The organism is Micromonospora sp. HB375, from assembly GCF_017872985.1.
Taxonomy (GTDB): domain Bacteria; phylum Actinomycetota; class Actinomycetes; order Mycobacteriales; family Micromonosporaceae; genus Micromonospora; species Micromonospora chalcea.
On record NZ_JAGGJO010000001.1, the window covers coordinates 3,006,020 to 3,026,441 of the forward strand.

The 20,422-nt window shown below is 76.7% G+C and carries 10 protein-coding genes (1 of these 10 only partly in view); all 10 read left to right on the top strand.

The genetic code is table 11. From position 1 onward, the window contains the following. Tightly spaced (each overlapping or abutting the next), the 10 genes in view from J3R08_RS13805 to J3R08_RS13850 form a layout consistent with a single transcriptional unit that may run on beyond the window. On the top strand, nt 1–963 hold the full coding sequence (locus J3R08_RS13805) for a class I SAM-dependent methyltransferase (RefSeq protein ID WP_307849436.1): 963 nt from the start codon (nt 1–3) through the stop codon (nt 961–963). After that, nucleotides 960–3,605 (top strand): amino acid adenylation domain-containing protein, encoded by a 2,646-nt coding sequence (locus J3R08_RS13810; protein WP_280841746.1) that lies wholly within the window; start codon nt 960–962, stop codon nt 3,603–3,605. Before J3R08_RS13805 ends, J3R08_RS13810 begins: the two co-directional genes overlap by 4 nt. Next, nucleotides 3,586–4,737 (top strand): potassium transporter TrkA, encoded by a 1,152-nt coding sequence (locus J3R08_RS13815; protein WP_187692660.1) that lies wholly within the window; start codon nt 3,586–3,588, stop codon nt 4,735–4,737. The genes J3R08_RS13810 and J3R08_RS13815 overlap by 20 nt, the downstream gene beginning before the upstream one ends. Further along, on the top strand, nt 4,734–6,089 hold the full coding sequence (locus J3R08_RS13820) for a DUF6002 family protein (RefSeq protein ID WP_209961493.1): 1,356 nt from the start codon (nt 4,734–4,736) through the stop codon (nt 6,087–6,089). The genes J3R08_RS13815 and J3R08_RS13820 overlap by 4 nt, the downstream gene beginning before the upstream one ends. Then, nucleotides 6,086–8,449, top strand: a complete 2,364-nt coding sequence (locus J3R08_RS13825) for a non-ribosomal peptide synthetase (RefSeq protein WP_209961495.1) — start codon at nt 6,086–6,088, stop codon at nt 8,447–8,449. The genes J3R08_RS13820 and J3R08_RS13825 overlap by 4 nt, the downstream gene beginning before the upstream one ends. Continuing rightward, nucleotides 8,446–10,095, top strand: a complete 1,650-nt coding sequence (locus tag J3R08_RS13830) for a polyketide synthase (protein ID WP_209961497.1) — start codon at nt 8,446–8,448, stop codon at nt 10,093–10,095. Before J3R08_RS13825 ends, J3R08_RS13830 begins: the two co-directional genes overlap by 4 nt. Then, complete coding sequence (locus tag J3R08_RS13835) at nt 10,092–13,601, top strand: non-ribosomal peptide synthetase (RefSeq protein WP_209961499.1); 3,510 nt, start codon at nt 10,092–10,094, stop codon at nt 13,599–13,601. Before J3R08_RS13830 ends, J3R08_RS13835 begins: the two co-directional genes overlap by 4 nt. Next, nucleotides 13,598–15,913 (top strand): lantibiotic dehydratase, encoded by a 2,316-nt coding sequence (locus tag J3R08_RS13840; protein WP_209961501.1) that lies wholly within the window; start codon nt 13,598–13,600, stop codon nt 15,911–15,913. Before J3R08_RS13835 ends, J3R08_RS13840 begins: the two co-directional genes overlap by 4 nt. After that, the gene (locus tag J3R08_RS13845; RefSeq protein ID WP_209961503.1) at nt 15,910–20,256 is read left to right on the top strand and encodes an SDR family NAD(P)-dependent oxidoreductase; all 4,347 of its coding nucleotides are present in this window, start codon (nt 15,910–15,912) and stop codon (nt 20,254–20,256) included. Before J3R08_RS13840 ends, J3R08_RS13845 begins: the two co-directional genes overlap by 4 nt. Beyond that, nucleotides 20,253–20,422, top strand: partial view of a non-ribosomal peptide synthetase/MFS transporter gene (locus J3R08_RS13850; protein ID WP_209961505.1) — the 5' end (the start) only. Its footprint extends 5,149 nt past the window's final position; 170 of the gene's 5,319 nt are visible here — the first part of the coding sequence; it begins with the start codon at nt 20,253–20,255; the stop codon falls past the right edge of the window. The genes J3R08_RS13845 and J3R08_RS13850 overlap by 4 nt, the downstream gene beginning before the upstream one ends.

The window sequence follows — 20,422 nt, forward strand, 5'->3', positions numbered from 1 at the left end:
GTGGCGACCCTCCACCCGCAACTGCGCGAGCTGCTCGACTTCGGCCGTCCCGGCGCGGACGCGGCCCTCGCGGAACTGGCCGGCACGGTCAGCGAGTTCGACACCGACTCCACCGGCCGGGGCGATTCCTATCGCCGGGCTCAGCGGGACACGCTCGTCCGCTGGACCGGTATGCGGCGGCTGCTGGACCTCGCCACGCCGGACGCAGCCGCTCCGGTCACGCTGATCCTCGACGTACTCGGCGGCGACGGCACGGTGGCCCGCGCCGCAGGCAGCCAGTCGGCCTGCTTCGAGTCCAAACTCGCATTCATCACCGGCGACCTGTCCGGCCACATGGTCGACAAGGCGCTCGCCCACGGCCTGCCCGCCGTCCGCCAGGCCGCGCACTTCCTGTTCCTGCGCGACGCCGGCGTGGACGCGGTGCTGCTGGCGTACGGCACGCACCACATCCCGGCGGCCCGGCGGCCGCAGGCGGTGGCGGAGGCGGCCCGGGTGGTCCGACCCGGCGGCCGGATCGTGCTGCACGACTTCGACGAGTCCAGCCCGATGGCCGGGTTCTTCGGCGAAGTGGTGCACCCGCACGCCGCCGGCGGCCACGACTACCGGCACTTCAGCCGCGCCGAGCTGACCGGCCTGTTCACCGCGGCCGGGCTGCCGGTACGCGTCCTCGACCTGTACGACCCGCTGATCGTGCGCGCCGACAGCGCCGAGTCCGCGTCCGCGGGCATGCGCGACTACGTCGGCGACATGTACGGCGTGCGCGACTACTTCGCGACGCTCACCGACGACGAGGTGTGGCAGCTGCTGACCCGCCACTTCGACCACGCCCGTTACCTGGCCGGGATCGGCCGCGACGACCTGCCGGCCCGTCCGCTGGTCTACCGGGCCGACGGGCAGTTCGTGGCCGAGGTGCCCCGGATGGCGATCGTCGCGGTCGCGACGAGGACGCAGGTAGCGCCGTGACCGGCCCGAGCCACCTGACCGGCCCGCGCTACCTGATCGACCTGGTGCACCGGCCCGTCGGCACCGGCGGCGACCGGCCCGCGATCGTCGGCCCGGACGGCGAGCTGAGCTACACCGCGCTGTGGGAGCGGGTCGGCGCGACGGCCGAGCTGCTGCGCCGCGCCCGCGTGCGGCCGGGTGACCTGGTGGGTCTCTACCTGCACCGGTCCGCCGACTACGTGACGTCGCTGCTGGCGACGCTCGCGGTGGGCGCGGTGGCGGTGCCGGTCGACCCCGAGCTGCCCTCCGGCCGGGCCGAGCAGATGCTCGCGGCGGCCGCGCCCCGGCTCGTCCTGTACGCCGACCGTCCGCCCGCCGTCGCCGCGCCCGCGTCCACCGGCTGGCGGGACGTGCGTACCGCGCGGGCCGGGTCGACGGCCGACCTGACCGATCGCACCGGCTGGCTGCCGCCGGGTGAGCACGCCGCGCTGGTGCTGTTCACCTCCGGCTCCACCGGCCGGCCGAAGGGCGTGGTGCTGCACCACGCCGGGCTGGTCAACCGGCTGGCCTGGGGTCACGAGTGGTTCGGCTTCGGCGCCGACGACCGGGTGCTGCACAAGGCGTCGATCGGATTCGACGCGTCGGTGCACGAGATCCTCTCCCCGCTGATCGCGGGCGGCACCGTGGTCGTCGCCGGGCCGGGCCTGCAGTTCGACAGCCTCGGGCTGGTCCGGCTGATCCAGCGGGAGGCGGTCACCACCGCGCACTTCGTACCGACCATGTTGCGGCACGTGCTCGACGAGCCGGAGTTCGCCGGCTGCCTCACGCTGCGGCGGGTGCTGTGCGGCGGCGAGGCGCTGGACATGCGGCTGGTCCGGCGGTTGCGCGAGGTGCTGCCGTGCGGGCTGTTCAACGGGTACGGCCCGAGCGAGACGTCGATCAACGTGTCCTACTGGGACTGCGCCGAGCCGTACCCGGGCAGCATCGCCCCGATCGGCCGGATCATCGACGGCGTCACCGCCCACGTGCTCGACGACGACCTGCGCCCGGTGCCCGAGGGCGGGACCGGCGAGCTGTGGATCGGCGGGGTCGCGGTCGGGCTGGGCTACCTGCGCGACGACGAGCGGACGGCGGAACGCTTCCGCGCCGACCCGACGCGGCCGGGCGCGCGGCTCTACCGCACCGGCGACCTGGTGCGGATCGCGCCGCAGGGCTTCCTGGAGTTCCGCGGCCGGGCCGACGACCAGGTCAAGATCCGGGGGGTCCGGGTGGAGCCGGGCGAGGTGGCCGCCGTGCTGCGCGAGCATCCCGCCGTGCACGACGCGGTGGTGGTGACGGTCCCGGACACCGACGACGGCCCCCGCCTGGTCGGCTACGTCGTGCCGCAGCCCCGGCAGGCCCCGGCGGTCGGCGGGCTGCCGCGCTTCCCGCTGCCGAACGGCATGGCGGTCACCGCGGCGTCGCCGGACGAGGCGGTCTTCCTCTACCGGCAGATCTTCGACCAGGCCGAGTACGCCCGCTTCGGCGTCCGCGTCGGCGACGGCGCCGTGGTCGTCGACGTCGGCGCCAACATCGGGCTGTTCTCGCTCTGGGCGTCCCGGCAGGCGCGCGACGTGCGACTGGTGGCGGTCGAACCGAACCCGGACACCCTGCCGTACCTGCGCGCCAACCTCGGCCTCTACGCCGGGTCGGCGTCGGTCGTCGAGGCCGCCGTGACCGACGCGGCGGGCACCGCCGAGCTGACCTCGTTCCCCGAGCTGAGCTACCTGTCCGGCCTCGGCGCCGACCGGGCCGGCGTCGCCTCCGACCTGGTCCGGTCGCACTACCGCAACGGTGGCGGCGACGCCGACGAGACCGAACAGGCGGCGCTGCTCGCGGACGCCCGCCGCCGCCTCGCCCCGGTGGCGCACGTGGTGCCGACGGTGACGCTGTCGGACCTGCTGGACCGCTTCGGGCTGGACCGCGTCGACCTGCTGAAGATCAACACCGAGGGCGCCGAGCTGAGCGTGCTGCGCGGGCTGCGCCCCGAGCACTGGCCCCGCATCCGCCGGGTCTGCCTGGAGGTCGAGCGCAGCAGCGTGACCACGCCGCTGGTGCGCGAGCTGCTGTGCGCTGCCGGGTTCGAGGTCAACGACATCGGCGACTGGAACGTCGGCGCGGACGCCGACGTCAGCTACGTCTACGCCGTACGGCCGCAGGACCCGCCGCCCGCGGCGACGCCCCGGGACGAGCCCGCCGACCACCTGCTGACCACCGGGCTGCTCCAGGGCTACCTGGCCTCGGCGCTGCCGCCCGCGATGCGCCCGGACCAGATCGTCCTGGTCGACCGGCTGCCCCGCCTGCCCAACGGCAAGGTCGCGCGGCTGGAGCTGCCACCACCACCGCCCCGGCCTACCGGGCCTGCTGCGGAACCCGGCGACGGCGCCCTCACCGACCGGCTGCGCGAGGCGTGGCGGGCCACGCTCGGCGTCGACGCGGTGCACGACGACGACACGTTCGTCGCGCTCGGCGGGCACTCGCTGACCGCGCTGCGGATTGCGCTGCGGGTACGGGAGATGGCCGGGCTGGAGGTGTCCCCGGCGAGCTGCCTGCGCGCCGGGTCGTTCGCCGACTGGGTCGACCGGGTCACGGAGGCGGGACGCGATGTCAGCCCGGTCCGCTGACGCGCGGCACGTCGTCGTGGTGGGCGCCGGCCGGCTGGCCCGCTCGCTGTGCCACGCCTTGGCCGCGACGCCCACCCCGGCGCCGCTGCGCGTGACGGTCCTGGCCCGCGACCCGGACGCGGCGCTCGCGCTCGCCCGCGCCGCGCGGGTGCGCGCCACAGTCGCCGGAACCCCCGTCGCCGTCACCGCCCGGCCGTTCACCGCCGAACCCGGCGCCGAGCCGGGGGAGGGGTACGCCGCCGACGCCGCCTCGATGGCCCGGCTCCGGCCCGACGTGCTGGTCTGCGCCGCGTCCGCGCAGTCGCCGTACGAGCGGGCGGCGGCGCCGTCGGCCTGGACGGACCTGATCGCCGCGGCCGGTTTCGGCGTGACGCTGGCGTTGCAGGCCGAGCTGGTGTCCCGGCTGGCCGCCGCGCTGGCCGGCGGCGCGCCCGGCGCGACGCTCGTCAACGGCGCGTTCCCGGACGCGGTCAACCCGCTGCTCGCCGCACGGGACCTGCCGGTGCGCTGCGGCATCGGCAACGTGGCGACGCTCGCCGCGTGCCTGGACGCCGCGCTCGGCCGTCCCGGCCAGCGCCGCCTGGCGGTGCTCGGCCACCACGCCCACCTCGCCGCGCCCGGCCCGGACGACGAGGACACCGCCGAGGTACGCGCCTGGCTGGACGGCCGGCCCGTCCCGGACGTCACCGGGCTGCTCGCCGGCTACCGCGCGCTGCCCCGGCCGGAGCTGAACGCGCTCGCCGGGCACGCAGGTGCCGCCCTGGTGGCGGCGCTCGCCACCGGCGACGAGGTGACGGCGAGCCTGCCCGGGCCACTGGGACTGCCGGGCGGCTATCCGGTCCGGCTCACCGGCGGCCGGACCGAGCTGCGGCTGCCGGCCGAGCTGCCGGTGGCGCAGGCGGTCGCCTGGAACACCGCCGCCGGGCGCCGCGACGGCGTCGAGGTCGGCGGCGGCCACGTCCGCTACCCGGAGCGCGCCCGGGCGGCGCTGGCGGCGTACCGGCCGGACCTGGCCGGCGGCTGGCACGCGAGCGAGCTGCCCGAGATCGCCTGCCGGTTCACCGCCCTGCGTGACCATCTGCGAACGGTGCCGCCGGCGCCGGCCCGGAGTGTGTTGGAGGAAGCCCGATGACCGTGACCACCCCGGCCACCCGCAACATGATCACCGACTACTACGACGTCGTCGCGTCGGCCGTGCGCCGATGCGGCGCGGTCCCCGGCGACGCGCCCGGCACTCCCGGCTTCGCGCCCGGCTTCGACCTGCCCGAGCTGACCCCGCAGGTACGCGAGTTCTACGCCGCCGCCACGGTCAGCTGGTCCCCGCTGGGCCACTACGGCGGACACGACCTGACGATGCTCGACCTGACCGCCAACCCGGGCACCCGGACCACGAAGACGTTCGCCTCGATGGTGATCGTCGCCCGCGCGGTGGAACACATCCGGCGTACCGGCGAGCGGCTGTGCATCGTCACCCCGACCTCCGGCAACAAGGGCGTCGCGCTGCGCGACTCGGTGGCCCGCGCGTACGCGGCCGGGCTGGTGACCCCGGAGCAGCTGTCCATCGTGGTTCTGGCGCCGGCGGCGACCCGGCACAAGTTCCGCCACGACGCGCTCGCCGACGATCCCGCGACCCGTGCGGTGAACCCGCTGCTGCGGTACACCGGCGCGGACCCGGAGGGCGTGAAGGCGCTCGGCCGCGCGTTCGTCGACGAGTACGCGGCCACCGCGTACGACAAGCGCGGCGTCACCCTCTGGTACACGCTCGACCTGCGCAACTACCTGGTCGCCGACGCCGCCCGGGCCGCCTTCGAAGCCGACGTGTCGCCCACCGCCGGTTCCCGCTGGCACGCGCACGCCGTGTCCAGCGCGTTCGGCCTGCTCGGCTACAACCTGGGCCGCGACGTGCTGGAGGCGGCCGGCGACGCCGACCCGGCCGACCGGCCCGGTTTCCTGCTCGTGCAGCACCTCGGCACGCCGGACATGGTGCTCAGCCTGCGCCACGGCTCGTTCGAGCGGGACCACTGCCCGGCGTACACGCTCGACGAGAGCCGGGGCGTCTGGACGCAGGACGCCGACCTGCGCTTCCCGGCCGTCACCGACGACCCGGCCGAGGTGCTCGACCCGACGTTCTACACCCACCGCCCGGTGACCTCCCCGGCCATGAACGCGCTCATCGGACGGCACGGCGGCGACGGCATCGTGGTGTCGCGGCGCGAGTGCGTGCGGCGCTATCCGGTCGCCCGGCAGTGGCTCTCCGACGCCGGTCTGACGCTGCCCGAGGACCCGGCCCGGCTGCGGGAGTGGTCGATCCTGATGGCGCTGACCGGCGTCTGCAACGCCGTCGACCGGGGCCTGGTGCCGGCCGGGTACGAGATCGTGGTGCACGGCACCGGCAGCTACTGCGACGACTTCCGGATCGCCGAGGCCGACGCCGAGGTGTCCACGCTCGCCGACGTGGTCGCCGCCGTCCTGGACCAGCGGTGAGCCCGTCTCCGCAGCCGCTCGGCCTGCCGCCGCGGCTCGCCGCCGGGGCGCGCGCCGCGGGCGTCGACCCGGCCGCCGTCGTCCTCACCGCCACCGCCCTGGTGGTACGCCGGTACACCGGAGCCCCCGCGGTGACGCTGCGGCACGGCGACGACCCGGTGACGCTCGACCTGACCGCCGACGCGCCGATCCGGGAGTTGTGCCGGTCGCTGTGCCCGGCGCCGCCGGACCACCCGGTCGACGCCACCGTCGAGGTGAGCCCCGACCTGGCCGGCGTCACCGTCTCCGGGCTGCCCGCCGCGTACGCTTACGACCTCCGCGCCGACCTGGCCGACGTCCTGTCCACGCTGGACCCGGACGCCTCGTCGGCGGGGTTGCTGCCGTCGGCCCGCTACGAGCGGCGACCGGCGCCGGACCTGTGGCGGCTGCACGGTGGCGACGGCACCGAGGCCGATCGGGTCCGCGGTGACACCATCCCGGCCGCGTTCGCCGCGGCGGTGCGGGCGTACCCGGACAGGCCGGCGGTGCTCGCCGACGACGCGACGGTGACCTACCGGGAACTCGGCGCGGCAGTCGCCGCGACCGCCGAAGCGCTGGCCGGGCCGGGTGACGTCACGGCGCCGGTGGCGGTGCTGTGCCGCCACGGCGTCGCCACGATCACCGGCATCCTGGCGGCGCTGGCGTCGGGGTCGCCGTACGTGCCGCTGGACCCGGCGTACCCGGCGGCCCGGCTGGCCGCGATGCTGCACGACGCAGGCGTCCGGGCGATCGTCGCGGACCTCGGCCACGAAGAGCGCGCCGCCACGCTCGCTGCCGCCGCCGGGCTGGAGCTGCCGGTCGTGTCGTTGCGCCGGGGCGAGGCCGGCGTGCCGGTGCCGGCCGGGCCCGCGCGCCCGGACGACCCGGCGTACGTGCTCTACACCTCGGGGTCCACCGGGAAGCCGAAGGGCGTGGTGCAGAGCCACCGCAACGTGCTGTTCGGCGTCCGCAACCACGTGCGCAACTTCGCCGTCCGGCCGGACGACCGCACGAGCGTGCTCACCTCGTTCGGCTACGACATGGCGGTCACCGACACGTTCGGCGCGCTGCTGTCCGGCGCCGCCGCCGTCCCGGTCGACGTCCGCACGCACGGCCTCGGCCACCTCACCGGTGCGCTCGCCGGCCGGGGCGTCACCGTCTACCACTCCACCCCGACCGTCTTCCGGTACGTGATGGCGAGCCTCGGCGAGCACGGGCGGCTGCCGTCGGTCCGTGCTGTCGTCCTCGGCGGCGAGGAGGTCACCCGGCACGACGTGACGCTGGCCCGGCGGTCGTTCGCGCCGGGCGTGGTGTTCGTCAACGGGTACGGCACCACCGAGATCAGCTTCGCCGCGCAGCACCACCTGCCGCCGGACGCCGACCCGGGGCGGGCAGTCGTGCCGATCGGGCACCCGCTGCCGGGCGTCGAGGTGGTGCTCACCGACCCGGCCGGACGCCCCGCCTGCCTCACCGGCGAGGTGGTCGTGCGGACCCCGCACGTCGCGCTCGGCTACCTGGGCCTGCCGGAGCTGACCGCGGACCGGTTCACCGAGCACGACGGGGTGCGCGCGTACCGGACCGGTGACATCGCGCGGCGGCTGCCCGACGGCACGCTCGTCTACCTGGGCCGCGGCGACCGGATGGTGAAGATCCGCGGCTACCGGGTGGAGCTGGGCGAGATCGAGGCGTGCCTGGCGGCGCTGCCGGGGGTGGCCCACGCGGCGGTGGTGGCGCGACGCGGTGCGTCCGGCGCGGGCGAGCAGGAGATCGTCGCGTACGTGGTCGGCGCCGCCGGTACGGTCGTCGAGCCGGGAGCGCTGCGGGAACGGCTGGCCGGTGTGCTGCCGGACTTCATGGTGCCCCGGGCGGTGGTGGCGGTGCCGGAGCTGCCGATCGGCCCGACCGGCAAGCTCGACCAGGCCGCCCTGCCCGACCCGGACGCCGGCCGCCCGGACGCCGGAGGGCCGCACGCGGGGCAGCCGGCCGCCGGCCGCCCGGATGCCGGGGGACCGCCGGCCGGGCCGGTCGAGCAGACCATCGCGGCGGGCTGGTGCACGGTGCTCGGACTGACCACTGTGGGCCGCCTGGTGAACTTCTTCGAGGCGGGCGGGCACTCGCTCCAGCTCGCCCTGGTGCAGGGGTACCTGGAGGAACACCTCGGCCGCCGGGTGCCGCTGGCCCGGCTGGTGGAGTTCCCGACGGTGGCGGCGCTGGCCGCGTACCTGGAGACGGCCGGGGACGCCGCGGGCGTACCGGAGGACGGCCGGCTGACCGCGGCCGGACGCCGGATGGCCCGCCGTGCCGCCGCGCGGGCCGCCGGCGGCGGGGAGGGACGGGCGTGAGCGAGGACGACCGGATCGCGGTGGTGGGCCTGGCCTGCCGGGTGCCCGGCGCGGACGACGCACCGGCGCTGTGGCGCAACCTGCTGTCCGGGGTGGACTCGGTGCGCCGGGTCCCGGCCGGGGAGGGCGCGCCGGGCGGACCGGACTGGGTGTCGGCGTTCGGCCGGCTCGACGACCTGGAGGGCTTCGACGCGGACCTGTTCGGCTATCCCGCCGCGGCGGCGGCGCTGCTCGACCCGCAGCACCGGCTGTTCCTGGAGGTCGCCTGGCACGCCCTGGAGGACGCCGCGATCGACCCGGACCGCGACCCGGCCCAGATCGGCGTGTTCGCCGGATGCGCGCCCAGCCGCTACCTGCACCACCACCTGCTCGGCAACCCCGCGCTGGCCCCGGCGGCCGGCACGCTCGCCGAGGACTGGGACGACGCGCTGACCGGCTCCGGCTGCGACTATCTGCCGACGCGCACCGCGTTCGCGCTGGGGCTGTCCGGCCCGGCCGTGGCGGTCCAGACCGCCTGCTCGACCTCGCTCGTCGCGGTGTGCCAGGCCGGGCAGAGCCTGCTGGACTACCGCTGCGACGTGGCGATAGCGGGCGGCGCGGCGGTGGTCTCGACGCGGCAGGCCGGTTACCGGCTGCGGCCGGGCGGGCTGCTGGCCACCGACGGGGTGTGCCGCCCGTACGACGCCGCCGCCACCGGGCAGGTGTTCGGCAACGGCGCCGGGGCGGTGGTGCTGAAGCGGCTCGCCGACGCCCGCGCCGACGGCGACCACGTGTACGCGGTGCTCGCCGGGTGGGCGGTGAACAACGACGGCGCCGACCGGCCCGGCTTCACCGTGCCGGGTGTGTCCGGGCAGGCGGCGGTGCTGGCGGAGGCGTTGGCGTCGGTCGGCTGGGACGCGGTCGACGTCGGTTACCTGGAGGGGCACGGCACCGGCACCCCGGTGGGCGACGCGATCGAGGTGGACGCGCTGGCCCGGGTACGCCGGGGCGCCCGCGGCCCACTGCTGCTCGGCTCGGTGAAGGGCAACCTCGGCAACCTGGACGCCGCGGCGGGCGTGATTTCCCTGATCAAGGCCGTGTACGCGGTCCGCACCGGGCAGGTGCCGGGTACCGCGCACTTCACCGGCGCGCACGACGACGTCGACCTGGCCGCAGCGGGTGCCGAAGTCGGCGCGGAGACCCGGTCGTGGACGGGGGAGCGGCGCGCGGGCGTCAGCTCGTTCGGTCTCGGCGGCACCAATGCGCACGTGCTGGTCGAGCCGGCGCCCGCGACGGACGCGCCGGACGCCGGGGCACCCGGCCCGGTGGTGCTGGGACTGTCCGCGGGCAGCCCGGCGGCGCTGCGGGAACTGGCCCGGCGGCTGGCCCTCCGGCTGGCCGACGGCGACCTGGCGGTGGCCGACGTGGCGCACACGCTCGCGGTGGGACGGCGGCGGCTGGCGTACCGGGACGCGGTCGCCTGCGCCGACGCGGGGGAGGCGGTGCGCCGGCTGACCGCGCTCGCGGCGGGCGACCCGGCCTCCGACGACGCCGCAGTCCGCGCCTGGCGCGCCGGTGACGAGCCGGCCGTCCCGCCGGGCCGGCGGGTGCCGCTGCCCGGCTACCCGTTCCGGCGGACCCGGCACTGGATCGAGGCACGACGATGACCGTCCGCGACGATCAGCGCGACCAGCAGGTCGGTCCCGAGCTGCCCTACCCGCAGGTGTGCCTGCCCGACCTGGTCGCGGCGCACGCCCGGCGGCGTCCCGGCGCCCCGGCCGTGGTGCAGGGCGACCTGACGCTCAGCTACGCCGGCCTGGTCGGCCGGGCCGCCGCGCTGGCCGCGTCGCTGCGCGTCCACGGCATCGGCGCGGACGACCTCGTCGGCGTCTGCGTGGACCGTCGCCCGGACCTGGTGGTCGCGCTGCTCGGCGTGCAGGCGGCCGGCGCCGGGTACGTCCCGCTCGACCCGGCGCTGCCGCCCGGACGGTTGCGCGAGCTGGCCGCCGAGGCCCGGCTGCGCGTCGTCGTGGGTACGCCCGCCGCCGAGGCGTTCACCGGACGCACCGTGCTGGACGTCCCCACCGGCACCGCGCCCTGGCAGCCGACACCGGCGACGCTCGGCACCACGGCGTACGCGATGTTCACGTCCGGGTCGACCGGGCAGCCGAAGGGCGCGGTGATCGAGCACCGGGCGCTGACCGAGAAGGTCACCTCGATCGCGGAGTTCTCCGGGTTCGACACGGCGACCCGGTGCCTGGCGTTCGCCTCGATCGGGTTCGACGCGTCGGTGGTCGACATGCTCGCCCCGCTCGCCGCCGGGGGCACCGTCGTGCTCGCCGGTGACGCCGAGCGGGCCGACCCGACCCGGCTCTACCGGATCTGTGCCGAGCAGGCGGTCGACGTGGTGGTGCTGCCGCCGCCGATCCTGCCGCTGCTGGACCCGGTCCGGCTGCCCGGCGTGCGGCTGGTCGTCACCGGCGGCGAGGCCACCGGCCCGGAACAGGTCGGCCGCTGGACCGCCGGCGGGCGCCGCTTCGTCAGCGTGTACGGCCCGACCGAGGCGACGGTGCTGGTGACCTGGTTCGAGGGCAGCGGCGACTGGACCCGGCCCATCCCGATCGGCCGGCCCGCCGCCAACCACCGCATCCACCTGGTCGACGACGAGCTGTGCGAGGTCGGCCCGGGGGAGATCGGCGAGGTGCTCGCCGGTGGGCCCGGGCTCGGCCGCGGATACCTCTTCGACGCCGCCCGCACGGCGGAACGGTTCCTCCCGGACCCGTTCTCCGGCAAGCCCGGGGAGCGGCTCTACCGTACCGGTGACCTGGCCCGGTGGCTGCCGGGCGGGAGCCTGGAGTTCCTCGGCCGGGCCGACCGGCAGGTGAAGATCCGCGGGCAGCGGATCGAGCTGGGCGAGGTCGAGGCGGTGCTGCGCCGTCACCCGGACGTCGACCTGGCCAGCGTCCAGGTCCGCGCCGGCGCCGGCGGTCAGGAACTCGTCGCGTACGTGGCGACCGGCCTGGACGCCGCCGAGCTGCGTGACTACTGCGCCCGGCTGCTGCCGCCCGCCGCCGTACCGGCCCGGATGCACACCATGCCCGCGCTGCCGATCACCATCAACGGCAAGATCGACACCGAGCGGCTGGCCGCGCTCGACGTCGCCGGACCGGCCCCCGTGCCGTCCGGCGAGCCGCCCGCCACCGACACCGAACGCCTCGTCGCGCAGGCGTGGGCGGCGCTGCTGGACGTGCCCGCGGTCGGCCGCGACGACGACTTCTTCCACCAGGGCGGGCACTCCATCACCGCGATGCGGCTGGTCGCCGACCTGCGCGAGCGGCTGGGCCGCGACCTCGCCATCGAGGACGTGCTGGTCGGGCGGACGCCACGCGGCATCGCCGCCCGCGCCGACGCAGCCGCCGGAACCGGCCCGGCCCCGGTCGTCCGGGGACGGCCACCGGCGCTGTCCCCGGCGCAGCAGCGGCTGTGGTTCCTCGACCGCTACTTCCCGGCCGCCGCGTCGGCGTACAACGTCGCGTTCGCCGAACGGATCACCGGCCCGCTCGACGTGGCGGCGCTCGCCACGGCGCTCACCGCCGTCGCGGACCGGCAGCAGATCCTGCGCTGGCGCATCCCGGAGCGCGACGGCGTGCCGTACGCGGTCGCCGACCCGTCCACACCGGTGCCGCTGCCGGTACGCGACCTCGCCCCGGGCACCGATCTCGCCGGCCACCTCGCGGCGAGCGCCGCCACACCGTTCGCGCTGGGCACCGACACGCTGTGGCGGGCCGAGCTGATCCGCACCGGCGACGGCGAGCACGTGCTGGCCGTCTACGCCCACCACGCCGTGTTCGACGGCTGGTCGCAGTCGCTGTTCTACGCCGACCTGGCCGCCGCGTACCGGGCCGCGCTCGGGGACGGGCCGCCGCTGCCGCCGCTGCCCGCCACGTACGGCGACTACGTGGCCTGGCGCGCCGACCGCGCCCGGCGTCGCGCCGCCGCCGACCTCGACTGGTGGCTGGACCACCTGACCGGGGCGCCGGTCGTGCTGCGGCTCCCCGGTGGACGGGACCGGCCGGCCGAACAGACGTACACCAGCGCGACGGTGCGTACCCGGCTGGACCGGGCTGCCACTGCCGCGCTCACCGACCTCGCCGCCGGGCTCGGCGCGACCCCGGCGGCCGCCGTGCTCGCCGCGTTCGCGCTGGTGCTGGCCCGGCGTACCGGCCTGCCCGACCTGGTGGTCGGCACACCCACCGTGGACCGGCGGGCCGCCGACTTCGAGCCGATGGTCGGCTTCTTCATCGAGATCGCACCGCTGCGGCTGCGCCGGACGCCCGGGGCCGGCTTCGCCGCGCACGTCCGCGCCGCCTGGGAGGAACTGCTCGCCGCGCTCGCCCACCCGGAGGCGCCTGTCGAACGCATCGTCGGCGGCCTCGGGCTGGGCGGCCTGCTCGACCGCAGCCCGCTGGTGCAGGTGCTGTTCAACATGTACACGTTCGACGAGCCCCGGCTGGACCTGGCCGGCCTGTCCGCCGAGCCGGTGCCGGTGCCCGCACCCGGCTCACCGTTCGACCTCACGCTCTACGGCATCACCCGGGACGGGCGGCTGCGCGTGGAGATCGTCTTCAACCCGGACGTCTACGGCGAGGCCCTGATCACCGACGTGCTCGCCGACGTCGAGCGGTTGCTGCGGGCCGGCGTCGCCGACCCGGAGCGGCCGGTGGCCGAGCTGCCCGCCTGGACCGCCGTCCCGGCCGGAACGGCCGACGACGTGCCCCGGGCCGCCCGGGTGAACCGGGCCGGAGGCCGCGCCGGGGTGCCCGCCGCCCGCCCGGCCACCGCCACCGAGCGGCGGATCGCCTCGGTCTGGTGCGACGTGCTCGGCGTACCGGAGGTGGCCGCGACGGACAGCTTCTTCGACGTCGGCGGCGGCTCGCTCGCGGTCGCGGTCGTGCAACGGCAGCTCAACCGGCTGCTCGGCACAAACCTGCGGGTCGTGGACCTGTTCCACCACCCGACCGTCCGCGCGCTCGCCGCGCACCTGGACAGCCTCGGTGCGCCCTCGTCCGGCGAGGACGCCGAGGACGAGGCGGTGGAACGCGCGGCGCGCCGGGGCGCGCTACGCCGCCAGCGGGTCCAGCGCCGCCCGGTGGTGGAGGAGGAGCCACGGTGACGTACCTGGTCCCCCTCGGCGACACCGGCTGGTCGGTGTGGCGGGACGTGCTGCTGCGCAGCGCCGGGTTCCCCGCCGACGGACTGGACCGGTTCGCCGCGCCGGACTGCGCCGACGCGGCCGACCGGCATCTGTCCGGCGAGTTGGACGAGACGGCTTTCAGCGCCGCGTACGCCACCGCCGTCCGGGCGTCGTCGGCGGCGCTGTGCGGGATCGCCGCCGACCCGCTGTTCCGCGAGGCTGTCGCCTGGCAGAACCCGGAGGCGCTGGTGGCGCTGGACGGGCTGCTCCGCGACGGCCCGGACGCACCCCGCAACGTGCGCCGCCGGGGCCGGGAGAACGTCGTCGCCGGGTACTGGCAGCGCTACGTCGCCAAGTGCGAGACCATCGGCTTCTTCGGGCCGGTGTGCTGGGGCACCGTGGCACCTGGTGCGCCCGGCGTCACCGCCGTGCCCGGCCCCGGACTGCTCCGCCGCCGCGCCGTCCACCTCGAACACTGGGCGCTCGCCGCGTACGCGGACCGGCTGGCCGCCGACCCGCAGGTCCGGCAGTGGCTGGCCCCGGTCCGGGCGCCGCACGTGCACCTGGCGGACCGGGTCGTGCACCGGCCGGCCCAGCGCCCGGAACCGGTGTCGCTGAGCGAGTCGATCGCGCTGTGCCGGTGCGACGGCACCCGCCCGGCCCGGGACGTCGTCGACGACCTGGTGCGCGACGGGCAGACCGGCGTGCGCCGCGCCGAGGAGGGGTTCCTGCTGCTGGCCCAGCTCGTCGAGCGAGGGCTGCTGCGCTGGGACTTCGACCTGCCGCAGGGCTTCGCCGCGCAGGAGCACCTGCGGGAGCGGATCGCCGCGATCGGTGACCGGGAGTGCCGCGCGCGGGCGCTGGCCGGGCTGGACCGGCTGGCCGCCGCCCGCACCCGGGTCGCCGACGCCGCCGGTGACCCGGCAGCCCTTCCCGCCGCGCTGTCCGCGCTGGACGCCGAGTTCACCGCGCTCACCGGGTTGCCGCCGCGCCGCCGGGCCGGGCAGAACTACGCCGGGCGGGCGCTGTGCCACGAGGAGACCGCACGCGACGTGGACCTCACCGTCGGCGGCGGCCTGCTCGAGTCCCTGGCCCCGGCGCTGGACCTGCCGCTGCGGGCGGCGCGCTGGCTCACCGCCGAACTGGCCACGGCGTACGGCGACGCGCTGCGCGACCTGTACGACGACCTCGGCGGCGACGGGCCGGTCCGGCTCGGTGACCTGTGGTTCGTCGCGCAGGGGCCGCTGTTCGGGCCCGGTGACCGGCCGGTGGACCGGGTCGCGGCAGAGTTCGCCGCCCGTTGGGAGCGGGTGCTCGGACTGGCCGGACTGCCCGCCGGGACGTCCCGGGTGGAGTTCGGCGCGGCCGAGCTGGCGCCCCTGGTGGCCGACGCGTTCCCGGCCGGCCGTCCCGGCTGGAGCGCGGGCCGGGTGCACAGCCCCGACCTGCAACTGTTCGCCGAGTCACCCGAGGCGCTGGCCGCCGGCGAGTTCGGGGCGGTGCTCGGCGAGCTGCACGCCGCGTACGCCACGTTCAACGCCGAGCTGTTCACCCACTGCCACCCCGACGTGGACCGGCTGCGGCGCGCGTACGCGGCCGACCTGGGCCCGGGACGGCTGCGCCCGCTCTACCCGGTCGACTTCCCCCGCGTCGGCGGGCGGTTGTCCGCGTCCCTGCACGGGCCGGACGACCACCGGCTCGCGTTCGCCGACGCGCCCGGCGCGCCGCGCGACCGGCTCGTGCCGGCGAACGCGGCGATCGTGTCCGAGGTGGACGGCGTGCTGGTGGCGACCGGCCCGGACGGCACGCGCTGGCCGCTGGTCGAGGTGTTCTCCGACCTGATCGCGGTGCACGCCGGTGACGCGTTCAAGCTGATGACCGACCGCCCGCACAGCCCCCGGGTGACAGTCGACCGGCTGGTGCTGGCGCGGGAGACCTGGCGCACCACGGTCGGGGCGACCGGCCTGGCCGACGCCGTCGACCAGGCGCGGCGCTACCTCGCGGTACGCCGGTGGCGGACCGCGCTGGGCCTGCCGGAGCGGGTCTTCGTCCGGGTGGCCACCGAACTCAAGCCCACCTACGTGGACCTGACCAGCCCGCTCTACGCCAACCGGCTCTGCCTGCTGCTGCGCGCCGCCCGGCGGTCCGGCGGCGACGACGTGACGGTGACCGTGTCGGAGCTGCTGCCCGCGCTCGGGCAGGCGTGGCTGCCCGACCGCGCGGGCCGCCGCTACGTCAGCGAACTGCGCCTGCACATCAGCGATTCGGCCGAGCCGGAGGTCATGGCGTGAACGAGACAGTGGAGCCGATCGCGATCGTCGGGCTCAGCCTGCGCGTGCCGGGGGCGGCGTCGGCGGAGGAGTTCTGGCGCAACCTGGTCGTCGGCGCCGAGTCGCTCACCCGGTTCACCCGAGCGGAGCTGCTGGCCCGGGGCGTCCCGGCGGAGCAGCTCGACGACCCGGCGTACGTGCCGGTGGCCGCCGTGCTCGACGGCGTGGACCGGTTCGACGCGGAGCTGTTCGGGCTGAGCCCCCGCGACGCGGAGCTGACCGACCCGCAGCAGCGGCTGTTCCTGGAGCACGCGCACGCCGCGCTCACCGACGCGGGCTGCGACCCGGCCCGCTACGACGGCGAGATCGGCGTGTACGCGGGCGGCAACGCCGACCTGTACCAGTGGCTCAACGTCCGGCGGAACCCGCGGGCGCTCGCGGACGCCGGTGAGCTGCGCGTGTCGCTCGGCAACAAGCCGGACTACCTGGCCAGCACCGTCGCGTTCCGGCTCGGCCTGCGCGGCCCGGCGATGACGGTGCAGACCGCCTGCTCGTCGTCGCTCGTCGCGGTGCACCTGGCTGCCGAGGCGCTGCGCAGCGGCGAGTGCGACACGGCGCTGGCCGGCGGCGTGTGCGTGGAACTGCCGCACGGCGTCGGGTACGTCGCCGACGAGGGCTACACCTCCGCCGACGGGCACTGCCGCCCGTTCGACGCGGACGCCGACGGCACCGTCTACGGCAGCGGCGTCGGCGTGGTCGTGCTCAAGCGGCTCTCCGACGCGCTCGCCGACGGCGACGACATCCGGGCGCTGGTCATCGGCAACGCGGTGAACAACGACGGCTCGGCCAAGGCGAGCTTCACCGCGCCGAGCGTCACGGGTCAGGTGGAGGTGGTCACGCAGGCGCTCGCGGTGGCCGGCGTCGCCCCGCGTTCGGTCGGGTACGTCGAGGCGCACGGCACCGGCACCGTCCTCGGCGACTCGATCGAGCTGGCGGCGCTGAGCACGGCGTACGGGCGGCGCACCGCCGAGCGCGGCTGGTGCGGGGTCGGCTCCACGAAGGCCAACATCGGTCACCTCAGCGCGGCCGGCGGCGTGATCGGCCTGATCAAGACCGTGCTGTCGATGCGGCACCGGCTCATCCCGCCCACCGTCAACCACGACCGGCCGCACCCGGACATCGACATCGAGGCGAGCCCGTTCTACGTGGTGTCCACGCTGACCAAGTGGGAGCCCGAGGACCAGCGGCCGCTGCGGGCCGGCGTCAGCTCGCTCGGCCTCGGCGGCACCAACGCGCACCTGGTGCTCCAGGAGGCGCCGCCGCGCGTACCCCCGGAGCCGGATCACGGCGGCGGCGAGCTGCTCCAGGTGTCCGCCGCGACGCCCGACGCGCTGGCCGCTGCTTGTGCCCGGCTGGCCGAGCGGCTCACCGGCGGGCCCGATGTGGGGCTGCGCGACGTGGCGTACACGTTGCGGGAGGGCCGGCCGGCGTACCGGCACCGGGCCGCCGTCGTCGCTGTCGACCGGGCCCGGGCGGCGGCGGCGCTCACCGACCCGAAGCGCCGGGCCGCCGGGGACGCCGCGACGCCGCCCCGGGTGGGCCTGCTCCTGCCCGGGCAGGGCGCGCAGCACCCCGGCATGGGCGCGCACCTGGCCGCTACCGAGCCGGTGTTCGCCGCCGCCGTGGACGAGTGCGCCGCGATCCTCGGCTGGGACGCGGGCGAGATGATCTTCGACGCCGGACCGGGCGCGGACGAGCGGCTGGCCGGACCGGCGGTGGCGCAGCCCGCGCTGTTCGCCGTCGAGTACGCGCTGGCGGCGCTGTGGCGGCACTGGGGCGTCACGCCCGCCGCGATGATCGGCCACTCCGTCGGCGAACTGGTCGCCGCCACTGTGGCCGGGGTGTTCGACCTGCCGGACGCGCTGCGGCTCGCCGCCGCCCGGGGCCGCCTCGTGCAGGCCGCGCCGGAGGGCCGGATGCTCGCCGTGCAGCGCGGCGCCGACGAGATCGCGCCGCTGCTGCCCGACGGTGTCGCGGTGGCGATCAGCAACGGCCCGCACACCTGCGTGGTGGGCGGCGCGCCGGAACCGGTCGCCGCCGCCGAGGTCCTCCTGCGCGACGGCATCGGCTGCACGCCGCTGCGGTCGCCGTACGCGATGCACGTGCCGCTGCTGACGGTGGTGCGCGACGAGTTCGCGGCGCTCGTGGCGGCGGTGCCGCGCCGGGCGCCGGACCTGCCGGTGTTCTCGGCCGCGACCGCCGCGCCGTTCACCGACGAGCAGATCACCGACCCGGCGTACTGGGCCGACCAGCTCTGCCGGCCGGTGCGGTTCGGCGCCACGGTGGCCGCGCTCGCCGCGACCGGCGCCGCCGACGACTGGCTGCTGCTGGAGTGCGGCCCCGGCCGGCAGCTCGCCGGTCTGGCCCGGCTGAGCCTGCCGGCGGGAGCCCGGGCGCCGCTGCGCACGCTGCCCGCGCCGGGGGAGCGGCTGACCGGCAGGCAGACCGCGTACGAGGCGGCGGGCCGGCTGTGGACGGCCGGGGTGCCGGTGCGACTGCCCGCCTCCGGCGCGCCGCGCCGGGTGCCGCTACCCGGCTACCCGTACCAGCGCGCCCGGCACTGGATCGACCCGGAGCCGGCGGCCGCGCCCGCCGGACCGGCCAGCGACGAGCGGTACGACGACGGCGTGGTCGAGGTGCCGGTCTGGGGTCAACTGCCCGACGCCGCTCCCGTCGAGGCGCCCGGCCCGCTGCTGTTGTTCGCCGCAGGGGAGCGCGGCACGGCGCTCGCGGACCGGCTGCGCGAGCGCGGCGTGGACGTCACGGTGGTACGTCCCGGACCGGCCTTCGCGGTCCGCCCGGACGGCTACCGGCTGCGCCCGGCCAGCGTCGCCGACCACCAGCGCCTGCTCGACGAGTGCGCCGACGACGGCCGGGCCGCCCGGATCGTGCACGCGTGGGCGCTCGACGGCGACCCGGCCGGCCCGGACGCCGATGCCGTGGCGGCGGCCCAGGAACACGGGTACCTCGCGCTGCTGACCCTGCTGGAGGCGTTGCCTGCCGCCGACGTGGCGCTGGACGTGGTGACCGCCGGGACGGCCGACGTGACCGGATCCGACCTGCTGCGCCCGGAACATGCCACAGTCGCCGGGGTGGTGCGCTCGGTGCCGCTGGAACGTCAGGGACTGCGTTGCCACTGGGTCGACGCCGACCCGGCCGACCCGGGCGCGGACGCGCTGGCGGACGAGCTGCTCGGCGCCGAGCGGGCCGAGGCGGTCGCGCTGCGGCTGGGCGGGCGCCGCTGGACACGCGGGTTCACGGCCGCGCCGGCGCGCCGGCGTACCGGGCCGGCACTGCGCGACGGCGGGCGCTACCTGATCACCGGCGGACTGGGCCGGATCGGCGGGGCGTTCGCCGCCGAACTGGCCCGCCGGGGCGCGCGGCTGGTGCTGGTCGGCCGGACCGCCCGGCCGGACCTGGTCGAGGCGCTGGAACGGGCCGGGGCGCAGGTGCGCCACGTGCGTGCCGACGTGACAGACGTGGACGCGCTGCGGGCGGTACGCGCCGACGTCGAGGACGACCTCGGCGGACTCGACGGCATCGTGCACGCCGCGCGGCTGCCCGACACCGGACTGTCCACCGGGTCGCGGCCGGCCGAGGCGACAGCCGAACTGCTGCCGAAGGTCACCGGCGCGCTGGCGCTGCGTGCGGTCTTCGGCGACATGCCGCTCGACTTCGTGCTGCTCAGCTCCTCGGTGACCGCGCTCGCCGGTGGCCTGGGCCGCGCCGACGACACGGCCGCCAACGCGTTCCTCGACGCGTACGCGCGCAGCCCGCACGGCTGGCGGTCGCCGGTGCTGTCGGTGGCCTGGGGCGCGTGGCGGGAGGAGGGCGTACCCGACCACGACGGGCTGGCCCCGGACGCGGCGGTGCGCGCGGCGTGCCGGGTCCTCGCCGAGGGGCGGACCGGCTCGGTGGCGATCGGCGCCTACACGGTGGGGGCGGTCGCCGGGCACGAGCGGCGGCTCGCCGCGACCACGGCGGCCACCGCCTCGACGGTGACCGCCGCCGACGGCGACCTGCAGGACACCGTCGCCCGGATCTGGCGTGACGTGCTGGGCGTGGCCGAGGTCGGCCCGCACGACGACTTCTTCCGGTTCGGCGGCACCTCGCTCGTGGCCGCGCAGCTGGTGCTGCGGATCCGGCAGGCGGTGGGCGCCCGGCTGTCCATGCGGGTGCTGTTCGACGCGCCCACCGTCGCGGCGATGGCCGCCCGGATCGAGTCGCTGCGCGGCGCCCCGTCCGCCTCCGCATCTGCCGAGGCGCCCATCCCGCGTCTGCGCCGACCGGGACGGCCGGGATGACCGAGTCGCGCCACGACGTCACGCCTGTGGACGACGTCTACACCGTTCCCGCCTCGTACGCCCAGGAGCGGGTCTGGTTCACCGCCCAGCTCAGCCCCGGGCAGCCGCTGTTCACCATGACCGACGCGGTCACCCTGCCGGCGGGCGCCGGGCCCGAGCAGGCGCT